Raw genomic sequence first — 17,073 nt, 5'->3', positions numbered from 1 at the left:
GTCCCGATGTCGAGGCCTGCGCCGCGGATTCAATGGGCGCAGATCAGTGCCGCGGCGGGTCGGCTTTCCGCCTGCCGCCATCCGCGCTATCAAGGCGGCGTCGAACAATCTGGGGGGCGAGAGCGATGAGCGAACTGTCCGGCAAGAGCTGTCTGATCACTGGCGCCAGCCGCGGCATCGGCGCGGCGGCGGCGCGCCATTTCGGCGAGCTGGGCGCCAAGGTGACGCTGCTCGCCCGCAGCCGCCGCACGATCCAGGAGATCGCCGACGAGATCGTGGAAGCGGGCGGCAAGGCCATCGCAGTGGAGGCTGACGTCGCCGACTACCGCGACGTCGAAGCCGCTGTTGGAAGGGCCGTCGACGCCCATGGCGGTCTGGACGTGCTGGTCAACAATGCCGGGCTGATCGAGCCGATCGCACGCCTTGCCGACAGCGATCCGGACGAATGGACCAAGGTGGCGGACGTCAATTACAAGGGCGTCTATTTCGGCCTGCGCGCCGCCCTGCCGGTGATGCTCGGGTCGGGTGGCGGAACCGTCGTGAACGTCAGCTCCGGCGCGGCGACCAGCGCCCTTGAGGGCTGGAGCCACTATTGTTCCTCCAAGGCCGCCGCACTGTCGCTTACCGCCTGCGCGCACAAGGAATATGGCGCGGAGGGCATCCGGGTGCTTGGCATCAGCCCCGGCACTGTGCGCACCGACATGCAGGTCGCCATCAAGGCTTCGGGCATCAATCCCGTCAGCCAGCTCGACCCATCGGTCCACATTCCCGCCGAGTGGGTGGCGAAGGCCATCGCCTGGCTCTGCACCGAGGCCTCCGACGACTGGCTCGGCCGTGATTTTCCGCTGCGCTCCAGGGAGGGCCGGGCGGCCATCGGCCTGCCCGCCGATTGACGCCAACGGCCGGGAGGACGCCATGACCGCCTATGATACCGTCTTCTCAGGCGCCGAGATCTTCGACGGCACGGGCGCGGTGTCCTTCATCGGCACGGTCTGCGTCCGGGGCGACCGCATTGCCGCGGTCGAGAAGGGCGCGGTGCGGCCGGAAGCCCGGCAAGTGATCGACGCCGCCGGGCTGGCGCTGGCGCCGGGCTTCATCGACGTCCACACCCATGACGACATCGCGCTGATCGAGAACCCGGCGATGGAGATGAAGTCCAGCCAGGGCGTGACCACGGTGATCACGGGGCTGTGCGGCTACAGCCCGGCGCCGTTCCTGCCGGAGGCGAGATTGCCGGCCGAGTTCGAGATCCTGATGTTCCGTCCCGAACACCGCTTCGAGCGGTTCGGCGCCTATCTGGCGGCCGTGAAGGCGGCCCGCCCGGCGGTGAACACCCTGGCGCTGGTCGGTCATTCGACCCTGCGGCTCAGCGTCATGGACGATGTGAACCGGCCGGCGAGAGAGGACGAGATTGCGCGAATGGGCGAACTGCTGGAGCAGAGCCTGGTCGACGGCGCGATCGGGCTGTCGTCGGGCCTCGCCTACGCCATGGCCAGCCGCTCGGAGACTTCCGAACTGATCGCGCTGGCGAAGCGGATGCCGAAGGGGGGCTTCTACGTCACCCATCTCCGCGACGAGGCCGAAGGCCTGCTCGATGCGGTCGACGAGGCGCTGGAGATCGGGCGGGCCAGCGGCGCGCCGGTGATCTTCTCCCATCACAAGGCGGTGGGCCGGGCGAACCACGGCGCCGTGCGCCATTCACTGGCCCGGATCGACGCGGCGCGGGCCGAACAGGCGGTGGGCCTCGACCTCTACCCGTATGACTTTTCCTCGACCGCGCTGACGCCGGAGCGGGCCCGTGCCGCCGGGGGCGAGCGGGTGACGATCACGCGCTCGAAGCCGATGCCGGAAACCGCCGGCCGGAAACTCTCCGAGGTCGCTGCGGAACTCGGTTGCACGGAAGAAGAGACTGTCGAGCGGCTGATGCCGGCCGGCGCGCTTTATCACACCATGGCCGAGGCCGACGTCCGCACGGTGCTGGCCCATGACCTCGCCATGATCGGCTCCGACGGCCTGCCCTTCGACGCCAGGCCGCATCCCAGGCTCTGGGGCACGTTCCCGCGTGTGCTCGGACACTATGCGCGCGACGCGGGCGTGCTGTCGCTGGCGGAGGCGGTACGGCGCATGACCGGCCTGCCGGCCGAGACCTTCGGCATCCCGGACCGGGGCTTCGTGCGCGAAGGCTGCTTCGCCGATCTCGTGCTCTTCGACCCGGGCAGGATCCGCGACGGCTCGAGCCTCGCGGAGCCGACCGCGCCGGCGGAAGGCATCGCGCAGGTCTACGTCAACGGCATGGCTGCCGCGCCCGGCGCCGGGCGGCAAATCCTTCCCGCGCACGCCACGGTCGCATAGACTCGCCGGGAACATCCCGGGGAGGATCGCGATGAGCGAGCATTTCGACGTCGAGCCGCTGGACGCCAGTTTCGGCGCGCGGATCACCGGCCTGAAGCTCACCGAGATGAGCGACGCGGCCTTCGACGCGCTCTACGAAACCTGGCTGGAGCATGGCCTGCTCCTGTTCCCGGACCAGCACATGGAACCCGAGGCCCAGGTCGACGTGGCGCGCCGCTTCGGTCCGCTGGAGGTCAAGCTCTTCGCCATCAGCAATGTGCGCGACGACGGCACCGTCCGCACCAGCGACGAGGACGATCTGGTCAAGATCCTGAAGGGCAACATGGGCTGGCATCACGACAGCACCTACATGCCGCTGCAGGCCAAGGGCGCCGTCTTCAGCGCTCATGTGGTGCCGTCGGAAGGCGGGGAGACCGGCTTCGCGGACATGCGTCGGGCCTGGGACGCGCTGGATGACGACATGAAGCGCAGGCTGGAGGGGCTGACCGCGCTGCATTCGCTGCACTACAGCCAGATGAAGGCCGGCTTCCGCCGGAAGGAGAAGGACAGCGAATATATCGGCTACGGCCTGGACGAGCGGCCGCCGGTGCGCCGGCAGATGGTCAAGGTCCATCCGGAGACCGGCCGGAAGTCGCTGCTGGTCGGCCGCCACGCCTTCGGCGTCAGCGGCATGTCGGAGAAGGAGTCGGAAGACTTCGTCGACAGTCTCAACGAGTACGCCGGCTCGGGCGACTGGACCTATCACCACAAGTGGACGCCCGGCGAGGTGGTGCTGTGGGACAACCGCTGCCTGATGCACCGCGCGTGCCCCTGGGACATGACGAAGCCCCGGGTGATGTATCACTCCCGCATCGCCGGCGACCCGGAGAGCGAGGCCGAGGTCGCCGCCTGATCAGCCGGCGTAACGGCGGAGCAACTGCCGCGCCAGCGACGACATGTGCACCTGGTCCGGGCCGTCGCCGACCCGGATGTAGCGCGCCCAGGTCCAGGCCTTGGGCAGGAAGGTGTCCTCGGTGAAGCCCCTGGCGCCGTGCACCTGCATGGCGCGGTCGATCACCTCCGTCGCCATCTTCGGCACGACGATCTTGGCCGCGGCGATCAGGTCCCGGGCGGCCTTGTTGCCCTCGCGGTCCATCTTGTCGGCGGCGCGGAGCGTCAGCAGCCGGGCCTGCTCGATTTCGCAGAACGATCGCGCGATGTCCTCGCGCAGCGAGCCGTGTTCGGAGAGCTTCATGCCGAAGGCGCTGCGGCTCTCGGCGCGCTGGCACATCAGCTCCAGCGCCCGCTGGGCCGAGCCGATGAAGCGCATGCAGTGATGGATCCGCCCCGGACCGAGCCGGCCCTGGGCGATCTCGAAGCCCCGGCCTTCGCCCAGCAGGATGTTCGACGCCGGCACGCGTACGTCCTCGAAGACGATTTCCGGGTGGCCGCCGGGCGCGCCGCTGTAGCCGAAGGTGGTCGGGTTCCGCTCCAGGCGCAGGCCCGGCGCATCTTTCGGCACGAGGATCATCGACTGCTGGCGGTATCGGTCCGGATCGTCCGGCGCCGTCTTGCCCATGACGATGACCAGTCGGCAGCGTTCGTTGGCGAAGCCGGACGAGAACCACTTGCGGCCGTTGATCACGTAGTCGTCGCCGTCGCGCGCGATGCGACACTCGATGTTGGTGGCGTCGGACGAGGCGACGGCCGGCTCGGTCATGGAGAAGCAGGATCTGATCTCGCCGCTGAGCAGCGGCTCCAGCCACCGCTTCTTCTGCTCCTCGTCGGCGTAGCGCGCCAGCGTCTCCATGTTGCCCGTGTCCGGGGCTGAGCAGTTGAAGACTTCCGATGCCCACTCGACCCGGCCCATGATCTCGGCCAGCGGTGCGTATTCCAGGTTGGTCAGCCCGGCGCCGTAGCGCTCATCTGGCATGAACAGGTTCCACAGGCCCGCCGCCTTTGCCTTCTCTTTCAGATTGTCCAGCATGGGCGGCGTAGTCCAGCCGCCGGCCTCGGCGACGTGCCGGTCGTACTCGTGCTCCAGTGGATAGACATGCTCGTCCATGAAGGCGGCGACCCGCGCCTGCAGGTTCTTCACCTTGTCCGGGAATTCGAAGTCCATGGTCGTTTCTCCCCTCAGTCGGCCCGGTCCAGCGCCGCTGGCCTGACGACCTTCATCTTCAGTTCCACCGTACGGTTCACCGCGCGCATCGCTTCGTCCCAACGGCCGTCGAGATCGCCCGACCGGATCGCGCGGCAAAGCGCTTCGATCTCGTCCTCGCCCTCCGCGGCGTCCGTCAGGTCGCGCAACGCCGCGCGCTCATCGTTCTCGAAATCGGGCCGGTCGCGCAGCTCTCGCTCAACGATGGCCAGCAGGTGGGTGGCGACGCGCAGATCGAAGCGGTGCTCGTCGTCGAGCTTTCCGGCGAGATCGTCGAGGTATTCGCGGACCGTGCCGACGAGGTCGTGGGCGGCGGGCTGATCCTGTCTCATCTTGCGGCCCTCCCGTTCAGCGCCTGCATCAGTTCGTGCTCGACCATGGCGACATTCCGCCCGCAGGCGGCCCAGACCATCGACCGGCGGCCTTCGTAGACATGACCGAAGCCCTGCATCACGTTCAGGATCGCCCAGCGGACCATGCCGAATATCTCCCAGTAGCGGACTTCCTCGTCGTCCACCTGACGCCCGCTCGCCGCCTCGTAGCCAGCGTAGAGGTCGGCGCGCTCGCCGAACCCGCCGACGGGCCGATCGGGATTGCCGAACCGCCAGGAAGGGACGCAGAGCCAGCCGAGATCCTCCATCGGCCGGTCGTGATGGCTGCATTCCCAATCGAGGATGGCGACGATGCCGGTTTCGTCGACGATGAAATTGCCGTTCCGGAAGTCGCCGTGGAGCGAGACCGGTTCGCCGCCGGTCGGGCGGTTCAGTTCCAGCCAGCGCAGGCCGAGTTCGAGCGCCGGGTGCTTCTCCCGGTAGAGGTCGAGGCGCTCGCGCTGGGCCGCCAGCGGATCGGCGGTGTCGGCCACGTCGGTCAGGAAATCGGTGGCCGCCAGCCCGAAGTCGTGGATCGCGGCCAGCAGTTCGCCGCAGCGCGCGGCGAGACCGGGCCGGATGCCATCGAATCGCGGGTCGTTGTTGATTCGCCGGGGCAGGGTCTCGCCTTCGACGAAGCCCATGACGAAACCTTGGCCCAGGTCGTCCGCCGGCTCCAGTTCGAAGACGGGCTCAGGCGCCGGCAGGCCGCGCCCGTGCGCCACTTCCAGCAGACGGTACTGCTTGTGCGAGGCAAGGAAGGGATTGCCGATGCCCTCGATTGTCTCCCGGCGCAATACCAGCCGCCGGGGCGTGCCGCAGGCTTCGGCCACGTCGAAGATGGCTGTGTGGTTGATCCCGCCCATGCTGGGCTCGCCCACCGGCGTGACGGCGGCCGCCTCGCCGAAGCGTCGGCGTACCGCCCTTGTCAGCCGTTCGACGAAAGCCGGCTGGTCGAGCGCCTTCGATGCGGTCATGCGTCTGCCTCCCCGGATGCGCCGCCCCGGTGCTTTCTAACACCTCGGCGCGGGCGGCGTCTTCCGGGTTCGGGAGCGGCCGGTCAGGCGCCGGCGGGGCTGCGCCGGTTCCAGGGCATGACGCCGAGCAGCCGGGCCATGCCGCACCAGCCGGTGGCCCCGGCCTGGAACAGACCCGCGCCGACGAAGCCGGCCAGCAGGAACCACCACGGCGAGAGCGCATAGCCCAGCACGACGCCGAGCACGATCAGCAGGCCGGCGGCCATCTGCACCTGACGCATCAGCGGCAGGGGCTGGCGGCGGTCGACATTGACGGGCAGGCCCGCCTTGCGCCAGGCGTCGAAGCCGCCCTGCAGCACATAGGCTTCGGCGTCGGCGAGCTGCCTGAGCTGGCCGCTGTTCTCGCGGGTGCGATTGCCCGAACGGCAGAAGAAGATCACCGCCGGGGCGTCGTCCAGACGCGCCGCCGCGTCTCCCATGCCGGAGAGCGGGGCATGCCGCGCGCCGGGAATGTTTTCCCGCGCGACTTCGTCGGCCTCGCGGATGTCGACCAGGATGGCGCCTTTATCGGCCAGACGCCGGGCCTCTTCGGGGGTGAGTTCCTTCAGATGCATGTTCAGTCTCCGTTTTCGGGGGACGCGCAGTAGATTGCGTAGAGCGCGTCGAGCAGCCGGCGAACCTTCTCGTCGGCGATTCTGTAGTGGACCTGCTGGGCTTCCCGCCGGACGGCGACGATGCCGTCGGCGCGGAGCCGGGCCAGATGCTGCGACAGGGCCGATTGGCCCAGGCCCGCCGCCTCCGCCAGCGCCGAGACGGTCATCTCGCCCTCCTTGATCAGGCGGCAGAGCACCAGCAGGCGTTTCTCGTTGGCGAGGAGACGCAGGGTCGCAGATGCTTCCGAGGCCTTCGCTTCCAGGTCGTCGATGGTGTCAAACTGGTTCATGTGGATCCTATATATTAGGCATTGCTAAATTAGCAAGATCTAATATATGTGGAAAGCACGCACACGGGTTGTGATTTGGGAGGCCGATATGACGGACAGTGAACGACTGGCGATCCGCGCCTTTTTCGACGAAGCCACCAACACCATCAGCTATCTGGTCTGGGACCGGGAGACGATGAAGGCAGCGGTGATCGATCCGGTGCTGGATTACGACAACCGCTCCGGCAGGGCGTCGACCCACTCGGCGGACGCCATTCTGGAAGCGGCGAAAGCGGAAGGCGTGGAGCTCGAATGGATCCTGGAGACCCATGCCCATGCCGATCATCTGTCAGCCGCGCCGCATATCAAGCGCGCCACGGGTGCCCGGATCGGCATCGGCGAGCACATCACGGATGTCCAGGGCATCTTCGGCCCCTTCTTCAACCTGGACAACGTCTCAGGCGACGGCGCGGAATTCGACCATCTCTTCCGGGACGGCGAAACCTTCCGGATCGGCGGTCTGACAGTCGAGGTGATGCATCTGCCCGGCCACACGCCGGCCTGCATCGCCTACCATGTCGAGGACGCGGTCTTCGTCGGCGACACCATCTTCATGCCCGACTACGGGACTGCGCGCGCCGATTTTCCCGGCGGCGACGCGCGGACGCTCTATCGCTCCATCCAGCGGCTGCTGAGCCTGTCCGACGAGACCCGCCTGTTCATGTGCCACGACTACAAGGCGCCGGGGCGTGACGAATACGCCTGGGAGACGACGGTCGGGGCGGAGAAGGAGAATGTCCATCTTGCGGGCAAGGGCGAGGACGATTTCGTCGCCTGGCGGGAAGAACGCGACGCTGGACTTGCCGCGCCGATGCTGCTGCTGCCGTCGATCCAGACCAACATCCGCGCTGGCCGCCTGCCGGACCCGGAAGCGAACGGCACGCGATACCTCAAGCTGCCGATCACCCTGGCCAATACGGACGACTCTTCGGCATGAGGCGCAGCGTGGGCGGGCGGGCCGCCCGGTTCCTGCCGATCCTGAGCTGGGGACGGGAGTACGGGCCCGGCCCGCTGACCGATGACTTGATCGCCGCGGCCATCGTCACGGTGATGCTGGTGCCACAATCGCTGGCCTACGCCATGCTGGCCGGTCTGCCGCCGGAGGTCGGGCTCTACGCCTCGATCCTGCCGCTGCTCGCCTACGCCCTGTTCGGGACCAGCCGGACGCTCGCCGTCGGGCCGGTCGCCGTGGTCTCCCTGATGACGGCGGCCGCGATCGGCGGGATCGCGGCGCCCGGTACGCCGGAATACGTCGCGGCCGCCATCGCCCTCGCCCTGGTCGTCGGCGCGATGCTGCTGATGATGGGCGTTTTCCGGCTCGGCTTCCTCGCCAACTTCCTCAGCCATCCGGTGATCTCGGGGTTCATCAGCGCCTCGGCCATTCTCATTGCGCTCAGCCAGGTCGGGCATCTTCTGGGTATCCGGGTGAGCGGCCACAACCTGCCGGAAATCGTGCAATCCCTTGTCCGGAATATCCCGGCCGCGAATCTCCCGACGCTGCTGGTGGGCGGCGGTGCCGTGATCTTCCTGATGCTGGCCCGGCGACAGCTCGGCGGTCTGCTGAAGGACCGGCTCGGTCTGCGCCCGCGCATTGCCGATATCGCCGTCAAGCTGGCGCCGATGATCGCCGTCATCGTGACCACCCTGGCCGCCTGGGCGCTGGATCTGGGCGCTGCCGGCGTCGGCCTGGTGGGCGATATCCCCGCCGGCCTGCCCATGCCGTCGCTGCCCGACTTCAGCCCTCAACTCTGGCTTGATCTGCTGGAGCCGGCGGCGTTGATCGCCGTCATCGGCTTCGTCGAATCCGTCTCCGTGGCCCAGACGCTGGCCGCGCGCCGGCGGCAGCGGATCGACCCGGATCAGGAACTGGTCGGCCTCGGCGCATCCAATATCGCTGCCGCAGTGGGCGGCGGCTATCCCGTGACCGGCGGCTTCGCGCGTTCCATCGTCAACTTCGACGCCGGCGCGCGCACCCCGGCGGCCGGCGCGTTCTCGGCGCTCGGCATCGCGCTGGTGACGCTGTCCCTCACCTCGCTGCTCTATTTCCTGCCCCGGGCGACCCTGGCCGCGACCATCATCGTCGCCGTGCTGTCGCTGGTCGATCTGGGCGGTCTCCGCCGCACCTGGGTCTATTCGAAGAAGGATTTCGCCGCGGTCGCCGCGACGATCCTGGTGACTCTCGGGGTCGGCGTGGAGGCCGGCGTGATGGCGGGCGTCGTCATTTCGCTGGGGCTGTTCCTGTTCCGCACCAGCCGCCCCCACATGGCGGTCGTCGGCCTGGTTCCCGGCACCGAGCACTTCCGCAACATCAAGCGCCACGCGGTGCTGACCGACCCTTCGATTCTCGGCCTCCGGGTCGACGAATCGCTCTACTTCGCCAACGCCCGGTTCCTCGAGGACGCGGTCTACGACATGGTCGCCCTCCAGCCGGAACTGAAGCATGTGATCCTGCAGTGCAGCGCGGTCAACGAGATCGACGCCAGCGCCCTGGAGAGCCTGGAGGCGATCAACGAACGGCTGGGCGAACTGGGCGTCGCCTTCCATCTGTCCGAAGTGAAGGGACCGGTCACGGACCGGCTCGGGCGAACGGGTTTCCTGGACGAATTGTCGGGCCGTATGTTCCTGTCGCATTATCAGGCGGTAGCGGCGCTCGCCCCGGACCTCGTGGAGAAGGGAAGGTCTCCGGCCGGGGCCTGAACGTGGCCGCCGTGGTGCGCAAAGGGGAGAAATGCGTCCATGACCGAGCAGCTTCATCACGTCCACATTTTCTCGTCCGACATCGATGCGACCGTCGCCTGGTGGCGGGACATGCTGGGCGGCGAGGTCGCCTTCGACGACGATTTCGGCGGGGCACGCAACGTCTTCATGCGCGTCGGCGGCGGGCGGCTGCACATCTACGAACAGCCGCCGCGCGACCAGGGCCGTGGCGCCGTCCACCACATCGGCATCCGCACCGACGACCTGGAATCGCTGGAAGCGCGGCTGCGTGCGGCGGGCGTCGCCTTCCGGAGCGGCATCCGGGACTTCGGCGCCTGGAAGTACATCATGTGCCCCGCGCCGGACGGCGTGCTGCTGGAACTGTTCCAGGCCGACGCGGAAAAACTCTCCGGCGGGGCCGCGCGATACTTCGCCGAGCCGGTCGTCTGACCGCTATCTCCCTGATCTGACTGGACGATCGATCAGGCGTTTGACGCATGGCTGATCCACGGTTGCCAGCGCCCGTTTCTTCTGCCTTATATTTGCTGGTCAACAAGCAAATAGGTTCACCCTTGCCAGACGCTCCACAGCCGCGCCGCAGCCAGACCGAAAGGCGGGCCCAGTCGGACAGGAAGATGATCGCCGCGGCGCTCCGCCTTATCGCGCGGAACGGATCGGCGGGCTGCAGCCTGGCGCAGATCGGCACGGAATCGGGCTACAGCCGCGGCCTGCCGGTGGCGCGCTTCGGCACCAAGCAGGCGCTGCTGGAGGCCGTGGTCGACACCTGCGACGCCTGGTTCCAGCGCCGCCTGGCGAAGGCGTTGGGCGACAGGCGCGGTCTGGACGCGCTGTTCGTGCGCATGGGCGCACACATGGCCGGCGCCCGCGACAGCGCGCCCGCGACCGTTGCGGTCTACCAGCTCTATGTGGAGTCCATGGGCTCCGCATCGGAGCTGAAGCCGCGCATGAGGGCGCTGGGCGAAGGCTATCGGGAGGGCTTCCGCCGCCACCTGCAGGAGGCCCGGGAACTGGGCGAGCTGCGCGCGGACGTCGATATCGAACGCTTTGCCACCATGATCCTGGGCGCAGTGCGCGGCGTCATCGTCCAGGCGCTGGTCGACGGCGGCAAGACCGACCTGGACAGCGCCCGCGACGACCTCGTGGGCATGTTCCGGCAGGTTCTGGCCGCACATTGATGGAATTTCGGGCGCCGCCGGGAGCCGCGCCACGTTGGGAGAAGGTACATGGACGTCAAATCGGAAATCGCCGGCAAGGTGTGGAAGATCGTGGCCGCCGTCGGTGACGCGGTGGAAGAGGACGAGGAAATCCTCATCCTTGAATCGATGAAGATGGAAATCCCGGTCATGGCCCCCGCGGCGGGGCGCATCGCCGAGATCCTGGTCGAGGAAGCCGAGAGCGTCCAGGAAGGCCAGATCGTGGTCCGGCTGGAGAGCTGAGGTCATCATGTCCAATCCGATGCCGCACAGAAGCGGGGCCGAGGCGGAAGCGGCGATTGCGGCGGCGCGCGAAGCGCTGAGCGACGAAAGCCGCCCCCGGGCGGTCGAGCGCATGCTTCGCCGCGCGGAAATGACCGCGCGCCAGCGCATCGCCTGTCTGGTCGACGAAGGCAGTTTCCGGGAGATCGGGGCGCTGGTCTGCGATGACGGCGGCGACCGCGACTCGCGGCCCGCGGACGGCGTGGTCACCGGCGGCGCGCGGATCGACGGCCGCCCGGTCGTGATCGCCGCGCAGGATTTCACCGTCCACGGCGGCAGCAGCGGCAAGCTGGGCAGCGCCAAGCTGCGCCGCGCCGTCGAGCAGGCGATCCGTGAGGGCTGCCCGATGATCTTCCTGCTGGACGGCGGCGGTCACCGTATCCAGGACGGCCAGGATTCGCGGCACTTCGCCAACGGTTCCCCCATGTTCCACAATCTCGCCCGCATCTCCGGCTGGGTGCCGGTGGTTTCGGCGATGATGGGCGCGGGCTTCGCCGGTCCGACCAACTACGCCGGCATGTCGGATTTCGTCGTCATGGTGCGCGGTCAGGCCTGCATGGGCCTCGCCGGGCCGGCGCTGGTCAAGGCGGGCACGGGCGAGGATATCGACATCCAGTCGCTGGGCGGCGCGGAGGTTCAGGTCGACCGGCACGGGCTGGCCGATCTGGGCGTGGAGACGGAAGCCGAAGCGCTGGACGCGGTGAAGCGCTATCTGTCCTTCCTGCCGACCAATGCGCGGATGACGCCGCCCGAAACCGAGGGCGGCGAGAGCGGCGATCAGGACAAGCTGGCGGCCATGGTGCCGGCCGACACCCGCAAGGCCTATGACGTCCGCCGGGTGATCAGGGGTTTCGCCGACACGGGCAGCGTCTTCGAGATCAAGCCTACCTATGCGAAGAACGCCATCACCGCCTTCGCCCGGCTGGAGGGCCGGCCGGTCGGCGTCATCGCCAACCAGCCGATGCATCTGGGCGGCATGCTGACCTCGCCGGCCTGCGAGAAGATCTCGCACTTCGTCGCCATCTGCGACGCCTTCGGCCTGCCGCTGGTCTACCTCATCGACGTGCCGGGATTTTCCATCGGCTCGTCTGCCGAGCGTTCGCAGCTGGGCCGGCGCAGCGCGCGGATGATCTATGAACTGGGTCACGCCACGGTGCCGCGGGTCTCCATCGTCCTGCGCAAGGGCTATGGCCTGGGCTACATCGCCATGTGCGGCGGGCGCAGCTTCGATGCCGACGCGGCGCTGGCCTGGCCGACCTCGGAGATCTGCGCCATGTCGCTGGAGGGCGCGGCCAATGTCGCCTACCGCAAGCAGATCGAGCAGGCCGAGGATCCGGATGCGAAACGCCAGGAACTGATCGCGGAGATGCGCGCGCGGGTCAGCCCGCTGCGCGGGGCCGAGGGCTTCGGCATCGACGACATCGTGGCGCCGGAAGACACCCGCCGGCGTCTGGTGGAGGTCCTGGCGCGCGCGCCGCGCCGCCGGGAGAACAACGTGCCGCCGAAGGTGAGATCGATCTCGCCGATCTGAGTTCCGCTGGGGAGCGGAGAGGCCCGGTGGGCGGTCGGCGCAAGGGGAGGCGCCGGCCGTCCAGGCCGACAAGGGAACGACAATGGGGAGGAGCGACGTGAACCAGCAGGTCAGCGAAGCGGGCGAGTTCAGCGACCCGCGCATCCCGAACCGCGACCGCTGCGTGCTGCGCCATATCCTGGACCGGCATGCCGAGGCGACGCCGGATGCGCCCTTCGCCTGGTTCGAGGGCGGCGAGTTGTGGGACTATGCCCGAACGCGGTCCGAAGCCGCCCGCACCGGCGCCGGCCTGCAGAAGATCGGCGTCGCGCGCGACGACCGTGTGCTGGTCTGGCTGCCCAACGGGCCGCTGATGCTGCGCTGCTGGTTCGGCATCAACTACGTCGGTGCGGCCTACGTCCCCATCAACACCGCCTATCGCGGCGCGCTGCTGGAGCACGTCGTCCGCAATTCGGACGCGAAGCTGATGATCGTGCACGCCGATCTGGTCGAGCGGCTTTCCGACATCGACCTGGCAAAGCTGGAACGGCTGATCGTTGTCGGCGGTGAGACGGATTTCGACCGCCTGCCGGTGGAACCGGAGGACGCGTTGGGCGCGCCAGGCGACGAGCCGGCGCCGCTGGAGCGGCCGATCGATCCCTGGGACCTGCAGTCGATCATCTACACGTCCGGCACGACGGGACCGTCCAAGGGTGTGCTGTCGTCGTACCTGCACCTTTTCACCATGGCGACGAGCGCCCGGCCGATGCTGGACCACACGGACCGGCGGCTGATCAACCTGCCGCTGTTTCATGCCGGTGGCACGGGCAACAGCTATGGCATGCTGGCCAAGGGCGGCTCCATCGCGCTGGTCGACAGCTTCAAGACGGACACGTTCTGGGACACGGTGCGCGAATCCGGCTCCACCTGCGTGACCCTGCTCGGCGCGATGACGCCCTTCCTGATGAAGGCGGACCCCAGCCCGCGCGACCATGACCACCCGCTGCGCACCGTCTTCATGGTGCCGCTGTCGGAGGACGTCACGGCCTTCACTCAGCGCTTCGGACTCGACGTCTACACCACCTTCAACATGACCGAGATCTCGTGCCAGCTGATGTCGGAGCGGAACCCGCAGAAGGTCGGTTCCTGCGGCAAGGTGCGGCCCGGCGCCGAGGTCCGGCTGGTCGACGCGAACGATTGCGAGGTGCCGGTCGGCGAAATCGGCGAGATGATCGTCCGCGAGGAGCGCCCCTGGGGCCTCAACCACGGCTACAACAACAATCCGGAAGCCACGGCGAAAGCCTGGCGCAACGGCTGGTTCCACACCGGCGACATGTTCCGCAAGGACGCCGACGGGACCTTCTATTTCCTGGACCGGGCCAAGGACGCGATCCGCCGCCGCGGCGAGAACATCTCGTCGTTCGAGGTGGAGAACGAGGTCAACGCGCACCCGGATGTGCGGGAGAGCGCCGCGGTGGCCGTGCCCAGCGAGTTCTCGGAGGACGAGGTGCTCGTCGTCGTCGCGCCCGTGCCGGGGCGGTCGGTGGATCCGGCGGCGCTGCTGGATTTCCTCCAGCCCCGCATGGCGCACTTCATGATCCCGCGCTTCATCCGGGTCATGGACGACCTGCCCAAGACGCCGACGCAGAAGGTCCAGAAGCATCTGCTGCGCGCCGAGGGCGTGACGGAAGACACCTGGGACCGCGAGGCGGCGGGCGTGAAGATCCGCCGCGACCGCATCGGCGCGGCCTGAAGCCGAAGGAGCGGAACCGAACACGATGAACCGACACGAACCCATGCCCGGCGAGACCGGCGAGATCCGCGAGGCGCTGCGCCAGATCCTGGAGGCGCGCCAGGCGACGCGCGACGAGGCGCGGACGGCCGCCGTCGACAAGCAGCATGCCCGCGGGCGCTGGACGGCGCGGGAGGGCATCGCCGGCATGCTGGACCCGGACAGCCTGGTCGAATACGGCGCGCTGGCGAAGCCCGCGACCGAGGGCATGTCCGGCGCGGCCGACGGGCTTGTGACGGGGACCGGTGCGGTCGACGGCCGGCCTGTCGTCATGGTCGCCTATGACTATACCGTCTACGCGGGCACCCAGAGCGCGGTGAACCACACGAAGATCAGCCGGATGTTCGAGTTTGCCGAGAAGCAGCGCCTGCCGGTGATCTGCTGGCTGGACGGCGGCGGCGCGCGTCCGCACGACATGTTCGTGCCGAACCGGCTCGGCTCACCGACCTTCGTGACCTTCTCCCGGCTTTCGGGACAGGCGCCGACCGTCGGTATCGTGCCCGGCCGGGCCTTCGCCGGTCACGCCAACCTGGCCGGACTCTGCGATGTCGCCATCGCGACGAAGAACGCCTCCATGGGCATGGCGGGGCCGCCGCTGGTGGAGGCTGCGCTGGGCGTGAAGCTGACACCCGAGGAGATCGGACCGGCCGAAGTGCACTACAAGTCCGGGGCCATCGACCTGCTGGCCGAGGACGAACGGGAAGCCTGCGCGCTGGCGAAGAAGTATCTCTCCTTCTTCAGCGGCCCGCAGGAGACCGTCACGGCCCAGGACCAGACGAAGCTGCGCGAGATGGTGCCGGAAAGCCCGCGCCGAGCCTATGACGTGCGCAAGGTCATCGAGGTCATGGCCGACGGCGATCAGATGCTGGAGCTGAAGCCCGCCTACGGCCGCGCCATGGTCACGGCGCTGACCCGGATGGGCGGGCAGACGGTCGGCGTCATCGCCAACCAGCCGATGTTCATGGCCGGCGCGATGGATGGCCCGGCCTGCGAGAAGGCGGCGCGCTTCGTCCAGATCTGCGACGCCTACGACATCCCGATCCTGCTGCTCTGTGACACGCCGGGTCTGATGGTCGGCCCGGAAATCGAGCAGACCTGCCTGGTCCGCCGCAGCGCACGGTTGCTCTCGGCGCTCGCCAACGCCACCGTGCCGCTGATGACGGTCGTGCTGCGCAAGGCCTACGGGCTGGGCTACTACATCATGGGCTCGCGCCCGCTGACGCCGGCGATCCTGCTGGCCTGGCCGACCGCGGAGTTCGGCGGCATGGGCCTGGAAGGCGCGGCCAGCATCATCTTCCAGAAGGAACTGGCGGCCATCGAGGATCCGGCGGCCCGCGCCCAGGCGCACCGCGACTACACCGACGAACTCAAGGCCTACAACACCTCGCTGCGCGTCGGCGAACGCTTCGGCTTCGATGATGTCATCGATCCGGCGGAGACGCGTGACATCCTGATCCGCACCCTTGGCACCTTTCCGCGCCCGCCCGAGCGCACCACAAGGAAGCGGAGCATCGAGCCGTTCTGAACCGGGCAAACAAGACCCCGGGGCGAGAAGTCCCGGGCCAATCCTGAGACAGGGGAGAAAACCGATGACCTACATGAAACATCTGACGGCGATCGCTCTCGCCGCCGGCATGGCCGCCGGCGTCGCGGGTGGCGCGGCGGCGAAGGAGCTGAAGGCCTCCGTTCATCTGCCGCCCAAGAACAACACCGTCGCCGACGGCTGGGAACCCTTTGCCGAAGCCGTGAAGGAGCGGACAGGCGGCGAAGTGACCGTGAAGCTGTTCCTCGGCGGTTCGCTGCTCGGCCCGAAGGCGGCGTCCGAGGGTATCCGCGACGGCGTGGTCGATCTGGGCTACGTCATCGTCGGCTACCATCCGGCGGAGTTTCCGCACACGGCCTTCATCAACGACATGGCCGCGATCGGCACCAACGCGCTGATCGTCACTGCGGCGACGACCGAACTGATCCTGACCCAGTGCGAGCCCTGCCGCGAGGAGTACAAGCAGCGCGGCAACGTCTACACCGGCACCTACGCGGTGCCGCCGATGGTGATCATGTCGTCGAAGATGATCGACAGCCCCGAAGACATCGAAGGCCTGAAGATCCGCTCGGCCGGCGCAGCCTGGGACAACTTCGTCAAGGCCGTCGGCGCGACGCCGGTCAACGTGCCCTCGTCCGAGCAGTACGAGGCGCAGAGCCGCGGCGTCGTCGACGCTTCCTTCCACGTGGCCGCCTCGCTCAAGACCTACGGCCTGTGGGACATGACCAAGGACGTGCTGCTGGTGAACGTCGGCGCCTACCGCGCGATCAACACCTTCGCGTTCAACCCCGACAGCTGGGCCGCGCTGACCGACGAGCAGCGCCGCATCATGCTGGAGGAAGCGTCCGACGCCAATTTCGGCATCGCCGCCGGCTACATGGCGACGGACCGGGAAGCGCTGGAAGAGAGCAAGGCCAAGGGCATCCGCGTGCAGGAGATCTCCGACGAATTCAAGGCGATCCGCGATGAGTACGTCGCCGCGGAGAAGGCCGGCCTCGTCGAGAAGGGCAAGGGAACCCGTGGCATCGAGAACCCCGAGCCGCTGATCGAGAAGATGAGCGCGCTCGTCGACAAGTGGACGCAGATCTACGAAGAGGTCGACGGCGATGTCGATGCGCTGCGTGAGCGCTTCAAGACCGACGTGATCTCGAAGGTCGACGTCTCGACCTACGGCATGTAGGCGGACCGGCCTCGTGCCGGACCGGCGATGACG

Annotated in this window: 17 protein-coding genes; 12 read left to right on the top strand and 5 right to left on the bottom strand. The window is 68.1% G+C overall.

Annotated elements, in window-relative coordinates; all coding sequences use genetic code 11:
• Window positions 1-125 precede the first annotated feature (125 nt).
• Genes TEF_18555 through TEF_18545 form a run of 3 tightly spaced genes read left to right on the top strand, consistent with a single transcriptional unit; the run spans window position 126 to window position 3,244 of the window.
• Window positions 126-893 (top strand): short-chain dehydrogenase, encoded by a 768-nt coding sequence (locus TEF_18555; protein ANK82571.1) that lies wholly within the window; start codon window positions 126-128, stop codon window positions 891-893.
• A 22-nt stretch (window positions 894-915) separates the two neighbouring features.
• On the top strand, window positions 916-2,352 hold the full coding sequence (locus TEF_18550; GenBank protein ID ANK82570.1) for a hypothetical protein: 1,437 nt from the start codon (window positions 916-918) through the stop codon (window positions 2,350-2,352).
• Between the two features lie 31 nt (window positions 2,353-2,383).
• Entirely contained in the window at window positions 2,384-3,244 is an 861-nt protein-coding gene (locus TEF_18545) for a taurine catabolism dioxygenase TauD (protein ANK82569.1), read from the top strand.
• Here TEF_18545 and TEF_18540 read toward each other — a convergent pair whose 3' ends face one another.
• The 5 genes from TEF_18540 to TEF_18520 form a co-directional block, all read right to left on the bottom strand.
• The gene (locus tag TEF_18540) at window positions 3,245-4,453 is read right to left on the bottom strand and encodes an acyl-CoA dehydrogenase (GenBank protein ID ANK82568.1); all 1,209 of its coding nucleotides are present in this window, start codon (window positions 4,451-4,453) and stop codon (window positions 3,245-3,247) included.
• A 14-nt stretch (window positions 4,454-4,467) separates the two neighbouring features.
• On the bottom strand, window positions 4,468-4,824 hold the full coding sequence (locus tag TEF_18535; protein ANK82567.1) for a hypothetical protein: 357 nt from the start codon (window positions 4,822-4,824) through the stop codon (window positions 4,468-4,470).
• Window positions 4,821-5,840 (bottom strand): hypothetical protein, encoded by a 1,020-nt coding sequence (locus TEF_18530; GenBank protein ANK82566.1) that lies wholly within the window; start codon window positions 5,838-5,840, stop codon window positions 4,821-4,823. The genes TEF_18535 and TEF_18530 overlap by 4 nt, the downstream gene beginning before the upstream one ends.
• Before the next feature lie 83 nt (window positions 5,841-5,923).
• A complete protein-coding gene (locus tag TEF_18525) occupies window positions 5,924-6,454 on the bottom strand; it encodes a hypothetical protein (protein ID ANK82565.1) in 531 nt (176 codons plus the stop codon).
• 2 nt (window positions 6,455-6,456) lie between these two features.
• On the bottom strand, window positions 6,457-6,783 hold the full coding sequence (locus TEF_18520; protein ID ANK82564.1) for a transcriptional regulator: 327 nt from the start codon (window positions 6,781-6,783) through the stop codon (window positions 6,457-6,459).
• Window positions 6,784-6,871: 88 nt separating this feature from the next.
• On the opposite strand from TEF_18520, the gene TEF_18515 reads away from it, so the two are divergent.
• The 9 genes from TEF_18515 to TEF_18475 all read left to right on the top strand — a co-directional run bounded on the left by TEF_18515 (window position 6,872) and on the right by TEF_18475 (window position 17,040).
• Entirely contained in the window at window positions 6,872-7,759 is an 888-nt protein-coding gene (locus TEF_18515; GenBank protein ANK82563.1) for an MBL fold metallo-hydrolase, read from the top strand.
• Window positions 7,756-9,519, top strand: a complete 1,764-nt coding sequence (locus TEF_18510; GenBank protein ID ANK82562.1) for a sodium-independent anion transporter — start codon at window positions 7,756-7,758, stop codon at window positions 9,517-9,519. Before TEF_18515 ends, TEF_18510 begins: the two co-directional genes overlap by 4 nt.
• Before the next feature lie 39 nt (window positions 9,520-9,558).
• A complete protein-coding gene (locus tag TEF_18505) occupies window positions 9,559-9,969 on the top strand; it encodes a hypothetical protein (protein ID ANK82561.1) in 411 nt (136 codons plus the stop codon).
• Between the two features lie 185 nt (window positions 9,970-10,154).
• A complete protein-coding gene (locus TEF_18500) occupies window positions 10,155-10,715 on the top strand; it encodes a hypothetical protein (protein ANK82560.1) in 561 nt (186 codons plus the stop codon).
• Window positions 10,716-10,763: 48 nt separating this feature from the next.
• Window positions 10,764-10,976, top strand: a complete 213-nt coding sequence (locus TEF_18495; GenBank protein ANK82559.1) for an acetyl-CoA carboxylase biotin carboxyl carrier protein subunit — start codon at window positions 10,764-10,766, stop codon at window positions 10,974-10,976.
• 19 nt (window positions 10,977-10,995) lie between these two features.
• Window positions 10,996-12,546: a hypothetical protein gene (locus TEF_18490; GenBank protein ANK83597.1), complete on the top strand. Its 1,551-nt coding sequence runs from the start codon at window positions 10,996-10,998 to the stop codon at window positions 12,544-12,546.
• A gap of 82 nt (window positions 12,547-12,628) precedes the next feature.
• Complete coding sequence (locus TEF_18485) at window positions 12,629-14,278, top strand: ATP-dependent acyl-CoA ligase (protein ID ANK82558.1); 1,650 nt, start codon at window positions 12,629-12,631, stop codon at window positions 14,276-14,278.
• 43 nt (window positions 14,279-14,321) lie between these two features.
• The gene (locus tag TEF_18480; GenBank protein ANK82557.1) at window positions 14,322-15,842 is read left to right on the top strand and encodes a hypothetical protein; all 1,521 of its coding nucleotides are present in this window, start codon (window positions 14,322-14,324) and stop codon (window positions 15,840-15,842) included.
• Between the two features lie 64 nt (window positions 15,843-15,906).
• Window positions 15,907-17,040, top strand: coding sequence for a hypothetical protein (locus TEF_18475; protein ANK82556.1), 1,134 nt, complete (start codon window positions 15,907-15,909; stop codon window positions 17,038-17,040).
• Window positions 17,041-17,073: the final 33 nt, after the last annotated feature.

This window comes from Rhizobiales bacterium NRL2 (assembly GCA_001664005.1).
Lineage (GTDB): Bacteria > Pseudomonadota > Alphaproteobacteria > Minwuiales > Minwuiaceae > Minwuia.
The sequence above is the reverse complement of the archived record's forward strand: the minus strand, read 5'-3'. Positions and strand labels throughout refer to the sequence as shown.